This window comes from Akkermansia sp. RCC_12PD (assembly GCF_036417355.1).
Lineage (GTDB): Bacteria > Verrucomicrobiota > Verrucomicrobiia > Verrucomicrobiales > Akkermansiaceae > Akkermansia.
Map to the genome: position 1 here is coordinate 3,106,010 of NZ_CP143889.1, position 15,359 is coordinate 3,121,368.

Consider the following 15,359-nt stretch of genomic DNA (forward strand, 5'->3'; position numbering starts at 1 on the left):
GTTGGCGAGTGTCACTACTTTTTGCCGGACTTCACGGGAGGATCAAAAGGCAGGGATGCCAAAAGACTCATAAAGTTCTCTCCTGCATCTACTTCCATCTTCTGTGGCGTGTAAGCTCCATCCATCTTATTGAGCTCAGAAATGGCTGCAATTTTTGACGGCATCTTGAATTTCATGCCATCTTCGCCACAGGAATACTCCTGACAAAGCTCTGACGATTTATCAATATCACCGATGGGAGTCATCACAACACGGGAAAGCCACTCCATGCGCTGCTGCTTGGTCAGCACTGTGGATTTATCCAACTGCTTGTTCAACTCGTCGGTCATCCGCACAACTACATCATCTTTGGACAATCTGTAGGCCGCCTTATTTGCCGCATCAGTGCTTAAATCCTTGCGATTGTACGCCTTGCGGTATGCGTCCGCCTTGGACAATTTTGCTTCCACCACAAGCCGTGCAAACTCCTTCTTCTTCTCCGTTGCCTTGGATTTGTTACCCTCTCTCTTCATACCAATATTTTACCCTCCTGTTTTTCGGCGTGTCGAGTTGCTGAGTGTCACTACTTTTTGCCTGCTGCCTCAACCTGCTGGCTTTGAATCCTCTAAACTCTCCAAAAAATCACGCCCCTGCCTGCTGATGTAAAACACACAGGGGCGTGATCCGGTCCTGGTCACGTCGCCAGTCTGAACCAAATAAGCCAGCCGATGGGACACATTGCTTGGATCCAGATGGCATCTGGCGGCAATCTCCCGTGACATCCTGCCCGGATGGTCCCGGATTTCCATCAGGATCAGCAACTGGGAAGGACTCACCTTTCGATTGATGATGTTCCGTAGTAGGTTCTTGTGTTCTGCGCTCATACTTCACCTCCCAATCCCATTTCTTCTCTCAATGCTCGAATCTCCGCTGCGGCGGTGTCAGTGTCCACGACGGGCCCTTCCGGCTGCTGGGGTTCCGGTTCGGGCTTCGGCATCTTGCGAGCGGCTGCGGGCTTCCATCGCGTCTCTTTGGCCCACCTATCGGCATGCGTCAAAACGTCCCCGAAGCACTCCCAGAACTTCTTGCGGCTGTCCGGCCTCCAAAAAGCCTTGTCGTGCCGGTCACGAGCCAAGGGGCTGGCGTAGTAGGCCCGCAGCATCTCCATGTCCCGCGGAGTAACCCGGCCCTGTGCAGACTGGTACGCCTCAATCGCAGCGGCCTGCTCAATGGCGGTTGGCAATGTCCGAGCCCAGGACGGGTTGATGTCCAGGCATGCAGCCATGAATCTGGCAGCGCCGGGAGAAGCCCCCAGATCCGCGTGATTGTCGGCGCAACGCATCCCCCGGACGTCGTTCAGTCGTTCCCCAGCCGGGAAAGACTGGGCAGGCAGAACAGGAGCGGCGGCCGATTCTCCCCACGGTGTATTGTTCACCGTAGTAGTTTCTCCCCCTATATTCCTTTCTTCCTTTCTTTCTTTCTTCCGGTTTTGGACGTTGGCCCCTACATTGGTTCCTATTTCGGTTCCTACGTTGGTTTCTGAATTAACCGACGTAGGTTTTTCTTCGGTTTCAATGTCGGTTCCTACATTGGTTTTCTTGGGACGTCCGCCAAGCTTCCCATTTTCGCGCGCAATAACTCGCTTTCGCTCAAGAAGTTCTTGCACGCCTCCGGGGTAGCCAAAAACAACAAGGTCGTCGCCGTCGAAGTGGTATAGTTCCCCACCGTTCATGACTTCCTTGTCCATCACACCGCAGGTTTGCATCCAGCGGCGCATGCCCCAGGTCCGGCAGCCTTCGATGATGCCGCCGTTTTCCTGGGTGCAGCACCACGCCAGCAGGGCAATCCATGTAGCGCGCTGGATTGGTTCAGCCCCGATGAATTCAGGGCTGGAAAACAAGGCTGTTGGTACGTTCATGTATTCCATATATACTATATCCCTTCTTTCTCTTTTGCTTCTGCGCCAAATACAGGGGAGAGCTGTATTTTCCTGCCTTGGACAGTATTGATTTTTAGCGGCTTCTGGATGTACAAACATGCGGTCAAAAGGCTCCTTTCAGCGGCGTAGTTTGCCTCACGGAAATATCTGCTGTACCGAACTATCCGAACCCGTCCGCCAGGGAGGACATACAGTAATCCCCACCGTTCCGGCAGGTCATCTTCTGTGATGATCCCCGGCTCACAGATGTAGTATCGGCAATACCCCATACCCTTTTGAGGATAGATGCGGAACGGCTTTTTGAGGTCTGCCAAAAAATCCGCCCGGCTGGTTTTAGCCTCAACGAGGATGCTATACGATCCCTTGAAACCTATAGCGTCGGGCTGCTCGTTTGTGACGATGCAGTTCGGTTCCGCGATCGCCACCCGGCAACGTTGAGAGCCCATGAGCCAACCCTCGGCTATCTCGCATAGTTCCCGGTGCGTTCGTGGAATTAAAGATGTTGGTTTATGTGCCATATCAAAAAAGCGTCAGTTGGGGGTTGTAGATTTCATGAATACAAGAAAGACGGTCTTCCCGCGGCGGTGTCCGAACAAAGGCTCATGGCTGGCCAGCTTCAGCACATCTGCCGTGCTGACCTGATCCTCACACCACTTGAACACCAGAATGCCGCCCGGCTCCAGGACCCGGAAGCACTCCCTGAACCCGGCTTTCAAATCCTCCCGCCAGGTCTTCCGGTCCAGCTTGCCGTACTTCTTGGCCAGCCAGGATGATTCCCCGGCATGAATCAGGTGGGGAGGATCGAACACGACAAGGCGGAACGTCCCGTCGCTGAAGGGCATCTCCCGGAAGTCTCCGACGACGTCCGGCTTGATTTCCAGGGTGCGCCCGTCGCAAAGAGTATGGGATTCATTCCTCTGGTCCATGAACACCACGTCAGGATGGCGGCGGTTAAACCAGAACATTCGGGAGCCGCAGCAGGCGTCAAGCACGGCTTTCATGCCGCCATCCTCCTTTCCACGATTTGAATTCTGCGCCCGATATACCACATGACGGGCACGGCCATGCTGTTTCCCACGGCCTTATAGCGGTGACTGTCCGGGCAATCCTCGGCAGGTTTGCCCCGCCACGGTATCAGCGTCCAGTCATCCGGGAAGCCCTGCAAACGCTCGCATTCCCGCGGCGTCAGGCGGCGCACGACGAAGTGGTAAACGGGGTTGCATACTAATATCATATTGTTGCCTTGCCCGGCCTTTCCTCCTCCGCATGAGACTGTCGGCTGTACTCCATCGTAGAGCCTCATTTCCGCCCTCTGGTTTTCATAGAGTCCATAACACACGTCGGGGATCTTCCCGCCGGCCGTCAAGGTGTACATGGGGTCTCCCACGTCTCCCCAGCCTTTCCCGGTCACGTCGTTATCGCTCTGCCGTATGGCGTTGCGTATGTCCACAGGGAGACAAACGCATTGATTGACGGCTCCGCCGCCATGCCCGCTCCGCAATGTCGGAGCAACGTCAACAGCGGCGTCCCGTCCCGCGTCGTTTTGGGTAAATACCACAATCGGCGTATTTCCGCCCCCCGTGCCGTACTTGGCCGACACCGTGGAGCAGACATCACCCATTTCACGGACGCGTGAATCCTGGGCGTGATTTTCATAGACAAAAAATCCATCACGGAAACAATACTGATCGCCTGTCCATTTGTCGCCATAGCTGGCGTCAAGGGTGGGAGCCACATCGGGCACCAGATAAGCCCCCCGCTGCCTGAAAATCTCCTGGTCGCTCATGCCGACTCCTGACTTGTGGGCGTACAAGGTAGGGTGGACTCTTCCTCCATCCCAATGCGAGCCTTCAAAGCGGCTTCCAGCATTTCCGGCAGCTTCTTTCCACGCTTGGCGGCACGCCTCAAGATTCCCCGGCACGCGTTCGCCGACAGGTAATAGCGCGTCGGCACTGGCCCAGTTTCCAGCACCTGCCACAGCCAGGACAAACACACGTTTTCGTCGCTGGGGAACTCGGTGCCATTGGGCGTCAAGCACCCTCCATGCCACGGTTCTTTTTGGCCCGGACACCACACCGCTATTTGGGTGCTTCCTCCCTCCCCCTGGAGGGATGACGGGGGCGTCAGCTCCGCAAAGAGCGCCCAGGAAGCATCCAAACGCATTATCCGGCGTAGATAAGACTCCGGGGACGTTTTCCCACAGCACCCATTTAGGGGAGAAATGGTCTGCCATGCGGCAGAAGGTAAGGCAGAGGTTTCCCCGGTCGTCGGCGAGGGAGCCTCGCTTTCCGGCGACACTGAATGCCTGGCAGGGGGTTCCTCCGACCATAAGGTCAATTGCTGGTATGTTCCATTCATGGTATTTGGTCATATCGCCGAGGTTGGGAACGTCCGGGAACCGCTCGGCGAGTACGGCGGACGGAAAGGGTTCGATTTCTGAAAATGCCACGGGGTCCCATCCAAGGGATGCCCACGCCACGGAGGCGGCTTCAATGCCGGAGCAAACGGAAAGGTATTTCATTCTCCCTCCTTTCCCGGCTCCCAGTTACTAGGTATTTCATCATCAATTCCTGGGCAATCATAACAAGGGGAACCAGATTTGGTGTCACGATGAAGGTGCATGCAGTTGTTGCAATTTCTCTCTTTTAAAGGCACCCACGCCCTGCACGCGGCCCGCTTCTGCCGGACGCATGCAATGATGCCTTTGATGTTAAACTCATTCCAAACAAGTTCTCTTACGGGGAACACTACTTCACCATATCTGGCTCCATGTCTCTCCCACGCTCTGCGCCGTATGGTATCAATGGCCATCCTCAACCGGCCTTTCTCAAATCCATACTCAAAAGAAGCTTCCTGTTCAGGCGTCATCTTCATTTTCGGCCTCCTGTTCTATTTCTTCGATTTTAAAATCTTCGCAGGCATTTGCATCTCCATCTCGATCATTTAAATAATTGAGGCTGTGACTGCACCAGCAACATCCATCAAACTGACTCCAATAGGTGCATTCAATGCAGGTTTTCATTGCCTTAATCATTTCCTCGGTAAAAGTCTTTAATTAAACTATCTATAATATCTAAAGCATCTGACACATAGCTTTTTGCGTTATTAAGTCTGGAATCATAATAACTTCCAATAGTTGATTCAACATCCTTCAAATCTTCACGAATTGAAATCAGATCAGATATTGTTAATCTCATTTCATTCTCCTTTCCAGCATCTCCGCTTGCTCGTCAGTGATGTACTGCCAGGACTGCGGCGGACGGGTCATGCCGATGGCAGAGAGCGGCACGGCGGCGGGCAGCCTCACGGGCTTTCTCACAAGCCAGCCATAACAAGGGGCATAGTTCATAAGATGATCTTTTTCAACCCGCGCCTGCGAGACAACCCATTCAATAACGCGGAAATCCAATAACTCGGAAACACTTGCATACCCTGAATAACGGCACTTCCCGACTATTGCGTGTTCTCCGCCTTTACCTGATTCGTAAATCCACAAAGTTATATCATCTTTTGTACTGATTTTTGGATGATTTTTCCTAAGCTCAATAGTTTTTTTACCATCCAAGATAAGCCCGGAGAAAGGCTGCCTGACGGATAAGAGGATGTTAATCATTGTTCCCTCCTTTCAAACACGATTTCCACCTGTCCGGCTTTTGCCAGGTCGTGAACCCGGTCAATCCCGGCACAATCCAGCGTCCGGTCGTCAATGCCCATGGCCTTACAGGCTCCATCCAGGTACGCCTTGCAGCGGGCAAGGCAGTTGTCCGCATCCGGGCGCGGTCCCTTGTAATACCAGATCACCCGGTAATGCGTGGGGACCATCCTGCGGCTATTCAGGGCTTCGTAGGTTCGGCCCCAGGCTATGTTCCGGGCGCGGCTCTTGGCAGCCGTCTTCTTGTAGCTGGCCACAATGGCCCCCCTCTGCGTGAGGGGAACCTTGGCGTTAGGAGACAGGCAGCGCGGCGTGTGAGGCAAGGTAATGGTCAGCGTGGTCATCATGCCGCACCTCCTTCCAATTTGCGTTCCCAACGCGGGATGCGGTAATACCGCGGCAGAACCACGGCCCCCGGATAAATCCCCGTCGCCACGCACTCGGCGAACTGGCGCAGGGCGGCCATATACTGCCCCCGGTAATGCTCCAGGGCCTCCTGGTCCATCCGGACCTCGGAAATGCAGTAAGGGGCCACAGACTCCATAAATTCGAACATGAAATCACGGCGTATGCCAAAGATCGCCTCATACAAATCGCAGTACAAGGCAGCCTGCCAGCCGTAACCGTAGCGGGCCATGTCTCTATCAATCAGGCCGGAATCTTCCACGGGCGTGGAGGTCGTCTTCATGTCGATGATCGGCAAATCGATATCATGGGGCAGAATGTCAATCATGCCCGTGATCGTGATCGGAACCGGCGGCTTGTCCGGTGCATATTCAATGAGCAGCGTTTTGTACATCGCCACTTGGGATTCAAACGATTCCCCCAGCACCAAGCCGTGTTCCGTCTTCAAATAGTCATTGAAAATCCCCACGGCCTTCTGTGCTTCGGCGTATTCTTCCGGCGTCAACACGGCTCCCCCACGGTCGGCAAACGCCGCCCAGCGAGCTGCTTGCCCGTCGTCCTGCTTTGTCTTGGACACGGAGCCGTTCTTGTTCACCCCCGGTTGCCATTCCTCCACCAGATAGGAGTTCTGGAACTGCTCCGGCGTCAGGGCCAGACAATCCACCAAACTGCCAAACCGGAACCCCAGGGAAACCTTCTCAATTCCTTCATCCTGCCGGTACTTCCATTTATAGGGATTCCGGGCAAAATCCATCAGCATGGACTTGGAAACGCAATGAGGAATACCCTTCTTGGAATCGTGGTACGCCTGGGGGTTATCCACCCGGCCATAAGCCACGCCGGAAGCTGTAAAACCCGATAAATCTAAAACATTCACGGTTAAATGTCCTTTCTATCTTGTGCGCTTACTTCCCGGAGGCTCCCACCCAGGCAATCACCTGGTTGAAATTCGCTACCAGCCATTCCAGCGTCTTGGGAGGAAACGTCTCTTCCCGGCTGGCTCCCTGCACGTAGTAAATCTGCTGGCTCTGACAGAACTTCACCACCTGAGGCATGCTCACGCCATGGGCTTGCAGCAGCTTTTCCAGGTCCGCCACGCTCACAGACGTTTCCGGTTCCAGCTTCAAATCGGCAGCAGGAGGGGGAGAGGAAACCACTTCCGGCTCGATGGGCTTTTCTTCTTGCTTGGGAGCCGCCGCCACTGGCGGAGGAACTGCCGCCCCGGCGAGAGGATTGCCGGCCTTCGGTTTCTGCGTTCCGGAATCCGGAGTAGCATTCCGCATTTCTCGTCCGTCTTCCACCTCACCATCGGAAATAATCGTGTCGGTCAGGTGGGAATAAAGCCATGCCTTGGCCTTGCGTTCCGCCTTGCCAATGATGGCATCCTGGCTCATTCCGTTATTCACACGAATACAGAACTCAAGAGTCTCGGAATCCGGAACACCCTTGAACTCCCAGCTCATATCTACTCTCACCAATCCTTCCCGTTCAATCTTCTGGTACTCTTTACCTTGCTTGCTGATGCCGGAAGTGGAGGACTCTTTGATTTCGGCGGGATGATAGACCATCTTCAAATTGGTCAGGCCATCCAGATTTTTCAGCAGGTAGGTCATGCCTTCCTTGGTCACATACGTGCGCCCGGCAAGGATGTTCCATTGATTGCCCACCGGAGAAAGCCCCATGCAGGTGGCTACAATCAGGCATTCCCTGACCGCATCCACACCATAGGAAATGCCTTCCTTGTATTGTGTCGGCTGGCATTCATCGGTGCGGAAGCCGAGCTGGGAACCTTTCAGCTTCATGATGGATTTCATGATTTCTGGCGTCAGGGCGTCGCGCAGCCGGTTCATGGCAATGCCCATGTTGATGGCCTTTTCAAAACTGCCCTTACAGCTCAACGCCTGTTGGGCTTCCAAGGCCAGATTGTCCAGGCTGACGGCAAGCTCGGTGGACTTGGAGGGAGCCATTACTTTCTCTTGCCGCGTGGCTTCACTTGGTGTATTCATAACTCGTTACTAATTGTAATTTTGTAGGTTGCATTCGTAACAGGCCGGGGACCAGTTGGAGCTGGCCCCGGCCAACTGAATCAGTCTTCGCATTCCTCGCATCTGCACCCGGCGATTCCGAGCATGGCCGCAATGGGATTCATCCCCCTTTTCATTTTCTCTTTTTGCTGTTGTTCAAGGAACAAACGGACGCCTTCTCCCATAGTTTTTACATTGCCCTCAAAGCATTCGTTTGCTTTGAGCAAATAGCCGCAGGCTCCAGTCCATCCGTAAACTTTGGTATTCATTCCCTCGGACTGAAAAACGGCATCGGAGGCTTCGAATAAACGGCGAGTTTTTCTTTCTTCCGTGTCTTCAAAGAAGGCGGAAAAAATAGCGCACCCATCGTAACGCTTAATCAAATCAATAAGGTTATCCAGCGCGGCGTTGATTTCTTCCTTTGTGGATGCAGCAGTATCGCAGCAGCAGGCTTCGTCCGGCGTGCAGGGCTGCTCATTCTTTTCTTCGGTATTGTCCATTGTATTGGTTTTCTATTGGTTATTGTTCCTCATACCGTGAGGGCGGGACGGTTTTTCAAAACCGTCAAAAGCTTTCGGGCAGTCGGGAGTAAACCCGGAATGCGGAGACTTGCCCGCCTGGAGCTCGGCGTTGTCTATCTCCACGGCCAGCCAGAACGACAATGCCATAAACAGGCCACTGGCTGCGGCTGCCAACATTTCCAGCAACGTCTTCATTTGCTCATTCCTCCGTTTCCGTATTCCCGCAGGAGCGCTCTTCGGAACTGCTTGCCGTGCACCTTCAGCTTCCCTTGCTTACCCCAGTTCAACGTGTCGATTACATGCCCCTTGGCTTTTAGCTCGATCACCGTCTCCTTGATTTCGTCGCGGCTGGAGTCGTACATTCTGGCCAATGTTATGCAGCTTAAATATTCTGATTCAGGGTAGGTCATAGTGTTTCATTGGGTTAAAGCTCGTGCCAGCCAAGCAGCTTGAGCACATCAATCAGTTCGGGTTCCAGGTCAGTCATGGTGTCCGTCAGGGTTGGGCCCGCAGCTCTTTGCATGTGGGGAACGGCCCATTTCAAACATGGCATCATCCAAATCAGTGAGTTGTTCCCGCAACGTGGCGGCATACTCACCCGCCTGGTCCAAAGTCATCCAGCGGTCGTCTGCCCAGATAAGGCCCACTTCTTCGTCGTATTCGATAGTTGGCATATCTAATCCTCCACGTCTGCATAGGCTATATAGTCCTTCATATCCGGGCGGAGGCAGGACCCTTTCCCGACAAAAGGCGTAAAGACTTCGGGAGTCGTATTCCACAGCTTGTAGAACTTATTGGTGAGCCAAATTCTGCCCTTGGGTGTAAGATAGGGCGTTACGCTTGATTCCTTGACGCCGTTTGTTCTGGTAAAAGTTGTGATAGAAACCCGGAAATATCCCATCTCAATGCAGTGCTGATTAGGTTCGTTGTTACCCTTGCCGGTTTTGCCAAGGATACCAAGCTCTCGGAGAAGAGCGAAAAGCCGTCTTTCTCCGATAATCATTCCTGCCTGGGTAAGTAATTTTGCATAAGTCCTCACCAGTTTGCTACCTTCTGCAACCTCTACGGACTTTCCATAAATCACGTAAGGAGCATTCTTCTCTGCGTTGACTTCAAGAGCTTTTCTCTTTTGCCTTTCTTCTTTAAGGGTCGTGAGTGTTTGAATAAGAAAGTCGGGATTCTGTAAAAGCTGTTCAGGATTCATCTTGCTATTCAATTCAGCTTCCATCCGGTTGAACTCGGCAATGTAGGCTTCCTTGAATTGGGCTGCCTTCGCGCCGGTGAATCCCATGGCAAGGAAGGTGAAGCCGTCGCGAGTCATCAGAACTTCGGGAAGTTTTCGTCCCGTGGAGTCTGTATATTCACTGGGCGCAAAATTGCGCTCAGTGAAACTCGTTGAGCAATCAAGGTTTTTGACGGCTTTGAGAATATCCTTGTGAAGCTTTCCGAACTTGTCGGCCACGTCCCGGCTGGAGACGACGACCTTGCCTTCACGGACGGAGAGCCCCAGGGAAGACGGGGCGGTGATGTGATTTTGAGTGTTCATATATAAATGGTGGAGCGTTGCGCTTTCGTTCATGCCGCCGGCTTCCTGGGTTCGGGGTTACTCTTCCGGGGCTGCGGAATCTTGCTGGAAGGAGTCAGCACAAATCCCAGCCGCCGGGCTTCTTGGATAAGAAGGGACTTGATCACTTCTTTGGGGCGAACTCCCTGCTCGGCGTAGGCCAGCAGGCAATTCTTGATGCCGTCCTCCATTTTATCTAGTTTGATGATTGAGTACATGGTGAGTTGCGTTTGATGAATTCAAATTGCACCATCTGTTGACATTTTGCAAGAACTATTTACACCGTTAGATGACAAATCTTTTACATCACGCGTTGACATGTCATCAAAATGTTGTAATATCAACGCATGACGCCAACAAAAGAGGATATAAAAAAATGGATTAAAGCCTCCGGCAAATCTCGTGAATGGGTCGCGGAACAATGCGGAGTCGGTAAAAGGACGCTCGATAACTGGTTAAGTTCAGCTCGCCCCGTTCCTTCAAAAGTTATTTTGATCATTCAGCGTCTCATGGCAGAAAAGGTCTCTCCCATCCTTCCCGAGGTAGAACTTGATTTTACAGATGAAGAATGGGAGGTGATAAGTGCGGCCATGACCTCCACCCAGCAAACATTCATGGAGTTCATCAATAGTGCGTTCCGTAACGCACTCAAAGAGTTCGCAGATATAGCGCTTCAAAACGCAGCCAAAGAAAAAGAAGCAGCCCGCAAGCAGTTTGTCCCGGTGGAAACATTCCCTTCTATAGTGTCAACCAGCAACGAAAGGTACAATCTGTCCGTGATCGGCAATATCGCTGCTGGCGGATTGCAAGCTGGTGACACCATTCCTTATCACATCACCGCAAACCGCCCTCTCGGCAAGGATGAATATGTCCTGCGTGTAGAAGGAAAATCTATGGAACCCATTATCCCAGACGGGGCCCTTGTCATTATGCGTAAGCACACCATCCCACCGGTTCCCAAAGTGGGAACAATCGTGGAATACTACGATGAACGAGGAGTAACACTTAAAAAGCTGGCCCGGAAAAAGAATCCGGAAACTGGGAAGATGGACTACGTCCTGCATCCCCTCAATCCAAAATTCGGGGATATTGAACCAATGGACGGGGGCAAAATCTCCGGTGTGTATGTAGAAACCCTCGAGAAATGGGAAAAGGTGTAAATACCGAAATAATGATAAACGTGTTGCAATTTGTATCTTTTGTGGTATATTATACGCCTTTACGTTAGAATGCTTCGCCCCTTGGCCTTCGGGCCAGGGGGCTTTTTTGTTTGATAGAGATGGATACATGAGTACTCTAGCGTTGTGCGCGTTCTTCTTCTTTATTTCCTAACAACCTTTTCCGTTATTGCTTCGACTCTTACAGGAAAAGTTATAACGGTTGCTGACGGTGATACGGTTACAATTCTTGATGACGCCAAAACGCAGCACAAAATCCGCCTTTGGGGAATTGATGCTCCTGAATCGAAACAAGATTTCGGACGACGTGCTAAGCAAGCCTTGTCCGATATGATTTATCTCAAGAATGTTAGGGTGGAAATTGAAGATAAGGATAGGTATGAGCGGAAAGTCGGTAAGATATACCAAGATAAAATTTATATCAACTTGGAGATGGTTAAGAAAGGCCTTGCATGGTGGTACCGACAATACGCAAAGCAAGCAACGGATATTCAAGAAGCTGAAAAGCAAGCTCGAGTCAATAAGATAGGAATATGGTCACATGAAAATGCGATGCCACCATGGGAGTTTCGACGAATTAAGCAACAACCTACGGCAACAAAACAGAATGCAGAAATTAGATATTGGGTAACTCTATCAAGTGGGAGAGTCCATAATTCATCATGTCGGTGGTATCAAAATAGCGATGGATATTTTGAAAAGACTCCTACAGGGCCTAATTGTAAAATATGCGGTGGCTCCAAGACTCCTGCATCTGCCATAAAAAAGGAGAATGACATGTCTTCTTTTATACCTTATGCCGAACCCATATCAGACGGGAATTTTGTGCACCAACAGGATTTTATTCCAGAAGCTGAACCTATTCCTGGAGAAACGATAGTTTATGATGATAATTATGAACAACGAATGATTTCTTCTAAAAAACGTAATAAGTTAGAAAGAGAGGAAACTGATGTTATTTTAAAGAAATACATGCCTAACGCAATCAATCCGTGTGAAAGTCAGTTTTCTCCAGATAAAATAAATAGGCAACTTTTTAGTGCTAAAAATTATTGTGATAATTTAGAGAATAATGAGTATTTGAGAGATAAAGATCACAATTATACCATTAACTTTCCTACATCGAAAAACGATAATCATAATTCATCTACCGGTTTACGAACTTCATATACAGGAAATATTAAAAAAGACAAATTGCATTCAGAATTGTATTCATCAGCATATAAAGATAGTTACCCAAAAAAAGAATACTACGAACGTAAGAATTACAATCGGTTTTCTGCATGTAAATCAAAAACACCAAATTTTGTACGAGATAAAATTGGTTTTATGTTTCAAGGTTCGTTCTGGAGTGGAGCAAAAGAAATTGTCAGTATAATAGCATTGTTTTTTATCTATCTATGTTTGTTGGTAAATTTGTTTTCCAAAAGAGATAAGATAAAATGTTATATGGGAGAAGAAAATTGCTCTCAATTTTTGAGAGAGATTATCGCACGACATAAGGATTATGTGACACGATTTGTAAAAAAAATAGAAAATAAGAGATTTATAAAAAATAAGCTGATAATTATTTCTTTCATAATATCATCAATAATAATTATCTCCATTTTTAAAGGAGAAAAAACGCCGTCAATGTTCTTAAAGATACATTTTGGAGTTGGAATGTTATTTTTGATTATCGTATCTTCTTCTGTTAGAATGAAAGATATTTATTTTTATAATTTTGAAAAAGAAAATAAATTATTTATATGTTTTAATATTGATGATTTTATTAATAATCCCGCCTATTACAAAAATATTTTTGATTTTAATAAATATTGTTTTAAGAATATTGATTTTAATAAAAATATGGTGATTAAAATAGAAGAATTAATTATTTATATATGTCTATTTAGGGATGAGCGTTACTATAGCTCAAATATATATGGAGAAAAAAATGTTACAACAAAGCATCAAAGGGCAGAACAAGTATTAAAAAAATTACATTCCTTGTACAAGGAATGATAATATAGAATTATCGAAGTGGTAAACTGGAAGTATGGAAGCTTTAAAATGGAAAGTACCATCTCTGTCCATGAATTCCGTCCTCCTGAAGCCTGAGAAAGTGGTGGATATTGATGAATGGGTGAGGAAGAAAATGGAATGATAGAATGCTTTGCTCCTTAGCCTTCGGGTCATTGAAAAAAAATCAGGAGAGAGCATGGGTATTTATATATTCATAAATATATTAAATATACTTTAAGTAGTTCAAAAAAAGTAAATCCATAGGAAAAAAGGCATGTCATATAATTAAGTATAGTAAACCATGATATTAACAGCAATAAAACAATCAAAAGACAGGATAAGGATTTTTCAGGACTTTCTTCTTTATAAAATCTTATTCCTTTATTAAGGATATTTTTGATAAATGGGATAATGAGAGCAAGGAATACAAACCAAGCTAAAACAAATGTTGCACCTCCATGCTTATGAATGATGGAAGATGAGTATTGATCAATCAAACACTCACTTGTAAATACGTACAATCCACAACCGATCAAGATAATAGCAACTTGTAGCCATCTTATAGGTTTAATTGCAGTAGAATATTTTTCTTTCTTTTGTTCTACAGGTGGTCTTTGCTCAGAATCCTGCTCTCTATTTTTCCTCCTACTCAACTCCCTGATTATCCATGGAACCAGAATCCATGCGCCAATCCCTGCTCCCCACACAATCAACCCACCCAGCTGGATTCCCTCTCTTCTGAAAGCTTCATATACCCCCATCACAACCATCACGCCGAAGAACCGGGCCAGCCATAAGAACACACGGTGCGGTTTGCCGGCTCGCATGCGCTTGACGGCCAGCCAGACAAACACGGCGCAGATGACCAGGCAGAACAGGGTGGGGAAGAGGAAGGTGTCCATGGCGGAGAGAATAGGCTATCAAAAATATCCTGGCAAGCTTGTGGTGCGATGAACCATAGAAGCACAAAGAGAAAAACTAATTGAAAAAGCGGCAGGGAAGCTACACTTTTTCTGCTCCCTTGGCGAGTATTTTTTTTAGAGTTCATTCTATTTGTTGGATAGTTTTGCAAATAATTTATTTATAGATTATTATATACTATAATATATTATTATATTGCAGTATAACGTGTAATAAGTGGTTGATTTCATTGAGAATGTAGCTATAACTGTGTGCATGTCTAAGATTCATTTGCTGCTGGTCTTTTTCGCGGCTCTTGTTGCCGTTCCTGCGCAAGCCCATCCGGGGCGTCTGGATTCCCAAGGCGTTCATTGGGATCATAAATCCGGGACTTATCATCGACACAGGTAAATTTAGTTATATGAAATAACTGATGTGAACCAAGTTTTAGGCGTCATATACTGTCATTTAAATAACGATTTGTGCATTAAAACTTTCTATTTGAATAGAGATTAAAGGATTTTTACGGAAGAACAGTTTTAATATGGATGCGATTACTGAGAAAAAAACAACTATTTGTTCCTCTTTTTTTAGAAAATTTATTTTAACGAAAAAGAGGGTATCGGCTGCTTATAAATATGATGCGGATGTTCAGATTGGTTTGTATTTTTCTGATCAGGATATGAGAATTCCAAATCCAGATCCTGATCATACAAGTGTTTTGTTAGAATTATTTTTAAAACACGCTAAAGAGAATATTAGAATATATTGTAACCAGCTTGCTGGTGAAGTATATGATAGTCCAAGTGTTATTAAAATGTTGAAAAAGGTAAAAGATAAAATTAATATTCAGATTATAACTGAACGAAATATTTCTGGAGAAAACAGGGAGTTTTTAAAATACATACCTTTATCAAATATTAGATTTTTGGACAGAAAAAAGAATTATGGTGACCATTTTTGGGTAATGGATTCTAGAGCTTATCGACAGGAAAAAGACTCCGAAAAAAGAATTGCATGGGTACATACTAATGATCCTGATGGCGCCAAAGAAAGGATCATTAAATTTGATCAAATGTTTTCACAAGCAAAAGGCCCTAGTTTAGACTATTCATATAATCCGAGACATTCATATTGCCAGAACTATTTAAATCGCTCTGTTTCTTACTTAGGTGATTTTTAAATAAATATTA

21 protein-coding genes are annotated in these 15,359 nt (G+C 47.8%); 5 read left to right on the forward strand and 16 right to left on the reverse strand.

The genetic code is table 11. The annotated features are described in order from the left end of the window. Positions 1-14: 14 nt before the first annotated feature. The 5 genes from V3C20_RS13170 to V3C20_RS13190 all read right to left on the reverse strand — a co-directional run bounded on the left by V3C20_RS13170 (position 15) and on the right by V3C20_RS13190 (position 4,439). Complete coding sequence (locus V3C20_RS13170) at positions 15-512, reverse strand: terminase small subunit (protein ID WP_130084771.1); 498 nt, start codon at positions 510-512, stop codon at positions 15-17. 347 nt (positions 513-859) lie between these two features. Next, positions 860-1,897 (reverse strand): hypothetical protein, encoded by a 1,038-nt coding sequence (locus V3C20_RS13175; RefSeq protein WP_130084769.1) that lies wholly within the window; start codon positions 1,895-1,897, stop codon positions 860-862. Between the two features lie 14 nt (positions 1,898-1,911). After that, positions 1,912-2,436 carry a hypothetical protein gene (locus V3C20_RS13180; RefSeq protein WP_130084768.1) on the reverse strand — a complete coding sequence of 175 codons (525 nt, stop codon included), beginning with the start codon at positions 2,434-2,436 and terminating at the stop codon, positions 1,912-1,914. Positions 2,437-2,448: 12 nt separating this feature from the next. Continuing rightward, complete coding sequence (locus V3C20_RS13185) at positions 2,449-2,919, reverse strand: class I SAM-dependent methyltransferase (RefSeq protein WP_130084767.1); 471 nt, start codon at positions 2,917-2,919, stop codon at positions 2,449-2,451. Further along, positions 2,916-4,439: a DNA cytosine methyltransferase gene (locus tag V3C20_RS13190; protein WP_130084766.1), complete on the reverse strand. Its 1,524-nt coding sequence runs from the start codon at positions 4,437-4,439 to the stop codon at positions 2,916-2,918. Before V3C20_RS13190 ends, V3C20_RS13185 begins: the two co-directional genes overlap by 4 nt. A 99-nt stretch (positions 4,440-4,538) precedes the next feature. Here V3C20_RS13190 and V3C20_RS13195 point away from each other — a divergent pair, with 99 nt between their 5' ends. Then, complete coding sequence (locus V3C20_RS13195; RefSeq protein ID WP_130084765.1) at positions 4,539-4,865, forward strand: hypothetical protein; 327 nt, start codon at positions 4,539-4,541, stop codon at positions 4,863-4,865. A gap of 246 nt (positions 4,866-5,111) precedes the next feature. Here the strand turns inward: V3C20_RS13195 and V3C20_RS13200 are convergent, their stop codons facing one another. From V3C20_RS13200 to V3C20_RS13245, 10 genes are all read right to left on the reverse strand, one after another. Continuing rightward, positions 5,112-5,531: an ASCH domain-containing protein gene (locus V3C20_RS13200; protein ID WP_130084764.1), complete on the reverse strand. Its 420-nt coding sequence runs from the start codon at positions 5,529-5,531 to the stop codon at positions 5,112-5,114. Then, positions 5,528-5,917: a hypothetical protein gene (locus V3C20_RS13205; RefSeq protein WP_130084763.1), complete on the reverse strand. Its 390-nt coding sequence runs from the start codon at positions 5,915-5,917 to the stop codon at positions 5,528-5,530. The genes V3C20_RS13200 and V3C20_RS13205 overlap by 4 nt, the downstream gene beginning before the upstream one ends. Next, entirely contained in the window at positions 5,914-6,852 is a 939-nt protein-coding gene (locus V3C20_RS13210; RefSeq protein ID WP_130084762.1) for a PD-(D/E)XK nuclease-like domain-containing protein, read from the reverse strand. The genes V3C20_RS13205 and V3C20_RS13210 overlap by 4 nt, the downstream gene beginning before the upstream one ends. A gap of 28 nt (positions 6,853-6,880) precedes the next feature. Continuing rightward, complete coding sequence (locus tag V3C20_RS13215) at positions 6,881-7,981, reverse strand: hypothetical protein (RefSeq protein WP_130084761.1); 1,101 nt, start codon at positions 7,979-7,981, stop codon at positions 6,881-6,883. Positions 7,982-8,061: 80 nt separating this feature from the next. Then, a complete protein-coding gene (locus V3C20_RS13220; protein WP_130084760.1) occupies positions 8,062-8,499 on the reverse strand; it encodes a hypothetical protein in 438 nt (145 codons plus the stop codon). A 12-nt stretch (positions 8,500-8,511) separates the two neighbouring features. Then, on the reverse strand, positions 8,512-8,715 hold the full coding sequence (locus V3C20_RS13225; RefSeq protein ID WP_130084759.1) for a hypothetical protein: 204 nt from the start codon (positions 8,713-8,715) through the stop codon (positions 8,512-8,514). Continuing rightward, positions 8,712-8,930, reverse strand: a complete 219-nt coding sequence (locus V3C20_RS13230; RefSeq protein ID WP_149873724.1) for a hypothetical protein — start codon at positions 8,928-8,930, stop codon at positions 8,712-8,714. Before V3C20_RS13230 ends, V3C20_RS13225 begins: the two co-directional genes overlap by 4 nt. A 69-nt stretch (positions 8,931-8,999) precedes the next feature. Further along, positions 9,000-9,194, reverse strand: coding sequence for a hypothetical protein (locus V3C20_RS13235; RefSeq protein ID WP_149873395.1), 195 nt, complete (start codon positions 9,192-9,194; stop codon positions 9,000-9,002). A gap of 2 nt (positions 9,195-9,196) precedes the next feature. After that, positions 9,197-10,099: a phage regulatory protein/antirepressor Ant gene (locus V3C20_RS13240; RefSeq protein WP_149874422.1), complete on the reverse strand. Its 903-nt coding sequence runs from the start codon at positions 10,097-10,099 to the stop codon at positions 9,197-9,199. Beyond that, positions 10,096-10,302, reverse strand: a complete 207-nt coding sequence (locus V3C20_RS13245) for a hypothetical protein (RefSeq protein WP_130084758.1) — start codon at positions 10,300-10,302, stop codon at positions 10,096-10,098. Before V3C20_RS13245 ends, V3C20_RS13240 begins: the two co-directional genes overlap by 4 nt. A 129-nt stretch (positions 10,303-10,431) precedes the next feature. Here V3C20_RS13245 and V3C20_RS13250 point away from each other — a divergent pair, with 129 nt between their 5' ends. Next, on the forward strand, positions 10,432-11,244 hold the full coding sequence (locus V3C20_RS13250; RefSeq protein ID WP_130084757.1) for a S24 family peptidase: 813 nt from the start codon (positions 10,432-10,434) through the stop codon (positions 11,242-11,244). Positions 11,245-11,388: 144 nt separating this feature from the next. Next, positions 11,389-13,266 carry a thermonuclease family protein gene (locus tag V3C20_RS13255; RefSeq protein WP_161981247.1) on the forward strand — a complete coding sequence of 626 codons (1,878 nt, stop codon included), beginning with the start codon at positions 11,389-11,391 and terminating at the stop codon, positions 13,264-13,266. A 212-nt stretch (positions 13,267-13,478) separates the two neighbouring features. Here V3C20_RS13255 and V3C20_RS13260 read toward each other — a convergent pair whose 3' ends face one another. Next, on the reverse strand, positions 13,479-14,168 hold the full coding sequence (locus V3C20_RS13260) for a hypothetical protein (RefSeq protein ID WP_130084755.1): 690 nt from the start codon (positions 14,166-14,168) through the stop codon (positions 13,479-13,481). 274 nt (positions 14,169-14,442) lie between these two features. Between V3C20_RS13260 and V3C20_RS13490 the strand changes: the two genes are divergently transcribed. Further along, positions 14,443-14,577 carry a YHYH domain-containing protein gene (locus V3C20_RS13490; protein ID WP_130084754.1) on the forward strand — a complete coding sequence of 45 codons (135 nt, stop codon included), beginning with the start codon at positions 14,443-14,445 and terminating at the stop codon, positions 14,575-14,577. A 133-nt stretch (positions 14,578-14,710) separates the two neighbouring features. Then, positions 14,711-15,349 (forward strand): hypothetical protein, encoded by a 639-nt coding sequence (locus V3C20_RS13265; protein ID WP_130084753.1) that lies wholly within the window; start codon positions 14,711-14,713, stop codon positions 15,347-15,349. Positions 15,350-15,359 lie beyond the last annotated feature (10 nt).

What these genes read in the sequence shown, in the direction of transcription:
- V3C20_RS13170 (WP_130084771.1), bottom strand. Translation starts at nt 512, where the DNA reads ATGAAGAGAGAGGGTAACAAATCCAAGGCAACGGAGAAGAAGAAGGAG.
- V3C20_RS13175 (WP_130084769.1), bottom strand. Translation starts at nt 1,897, where the DNA reads ATGAACGTACCAACAGCCTTGTTTTCCAGCCCTGAATTCATCGGGGCT.
- V3C20_RS13180 (WP_130084768.1), bottom strand. Translation starts at nt 2,436, where the DNA reads ATGGCACATAAACCAACATCTTTAATTCCACGAACGCACCGGGAACTA.
- V3C20_RS13185 (WP_130084767.1), bottom strand. Translation starts at nt 2,919, where the DNA reads ATGAAAGCCGTGCTTGACGCCTGCTGCGGCTCCCGAATGTTCTGGTTT.
- V3C20_RS13190 (WP_130084766.1), bottom strand. Translation starts at nt 4,439, where the DNA reads ATGAAATACCTTTCCGTTTGCTCCGGCATTGAAGCCGCCTCCGTGGCG.
- V3C20_RS13195 (WP_130084765.1), top strand. Translation starts at nt 4,539, where the DNA reads ATGCAGTTGTTGCAATTTCTCTCTTTTAAAGGCACCCACGCCCTGCAC.
- V3C20_RS13200 (WP_130084764.1), bottom strand. Translation starts at nt 5,531, where the DNA reads ATGATTAACATCCTCTTATCCGTCAGGCAGCCTTTCTCCGGGCTTATC.
- V3C20_RS13205 (WP_130084763.1), bottom strand. Translation starts at nt 5,917, where the DNA reads ATGATGACCACGCTGACCATTACCTTGCCTCACACGCCGCGCTGCCTG.
- V3C20_RS13215 (WP_130084761.1), bottom strand. Translation starts at nt 7,981, where the DNA reads ATGAATACACCAAGTGAAGCCACGCGGCAAGAGAAAGTAATGGCTCCC.
- V3C20_RS13220 (WP_130084760.1), bottom strand. Translation starts at nt 8,499, where the DNA reads ATGGACAATACCGAAGAAAAGAATGAGCAGCCCTGCACGCCGGACGAA.
- V3C20_RS13225 (WP_130084759.1), bottom strand. Translation starts at nt 8,715, where the DNA reads ATGAAGACGTTGCTGGAAATGTTGGCAGCCGCAGCCAGTGGCCTGTTT.
- V3C20_RS13230 (WP_149873724.1), bottom strand. Translation starts at nt 8,930, where the DNA reads ATGACCTACCCTGAATCAGAATATTTAAGCTGCATAACATTGGCCAGA.
- V3C20_RS13235 (WP_149873395.1), bottom strand. Translation starts at nt 9,194, where the DNA reads ATGCCAACTATCGAATACGACGAAGAAGTGGGCCTTATCTGGGCAGAC.
- V3C20_RS13240 (WP_149874422.1), bottom strand. Translation starts at nt 10,099, where the DNA reads ATGAACGAAAGCGCAACGCTCCACCATTTATATATGAACACTCAAAAT.
- V3C20_RS13245 (WP_130084758.1), bottom strand. Translation starts at nt 10,302, where the DNA reads ATGTACTCAATCATCAAACTAGATAAAATGGAGGACGGCATCAAGAAT.
- V3C20_RS13250 (WP_130084757.1), top strand. Translation starts at nt 10,432, where the DNA reads ATGACGCCAACAAAAGAGGATATAAAAAAATGGATTAAAGCCTCCGGC.
- V3C20_RS13260 (WP_130084755.1), bottom strand. Translation starts at nt 14,168, where the DNA reads ATGGACACCTTCCTCTTCCCCACCCTGTTCTGCCTGGTCATCTGCGCC.
- V3C20_RS13490 (WP_130084754.1), top strand. Translation starts at nt 14,443, where the DNA reads ATGTCTAAGATTCATTTGCTGCTGGTCTTTTTCGCGGCTCTTGTTGCC.
- V3C20_RS13265 (WP_130084753.1), top strand. Translation starts at nt 14,711, where the DNA reads ATGGATGCGATTACTGAGAAAAAAACAACTATTTGTTCCTCTTTTTTT.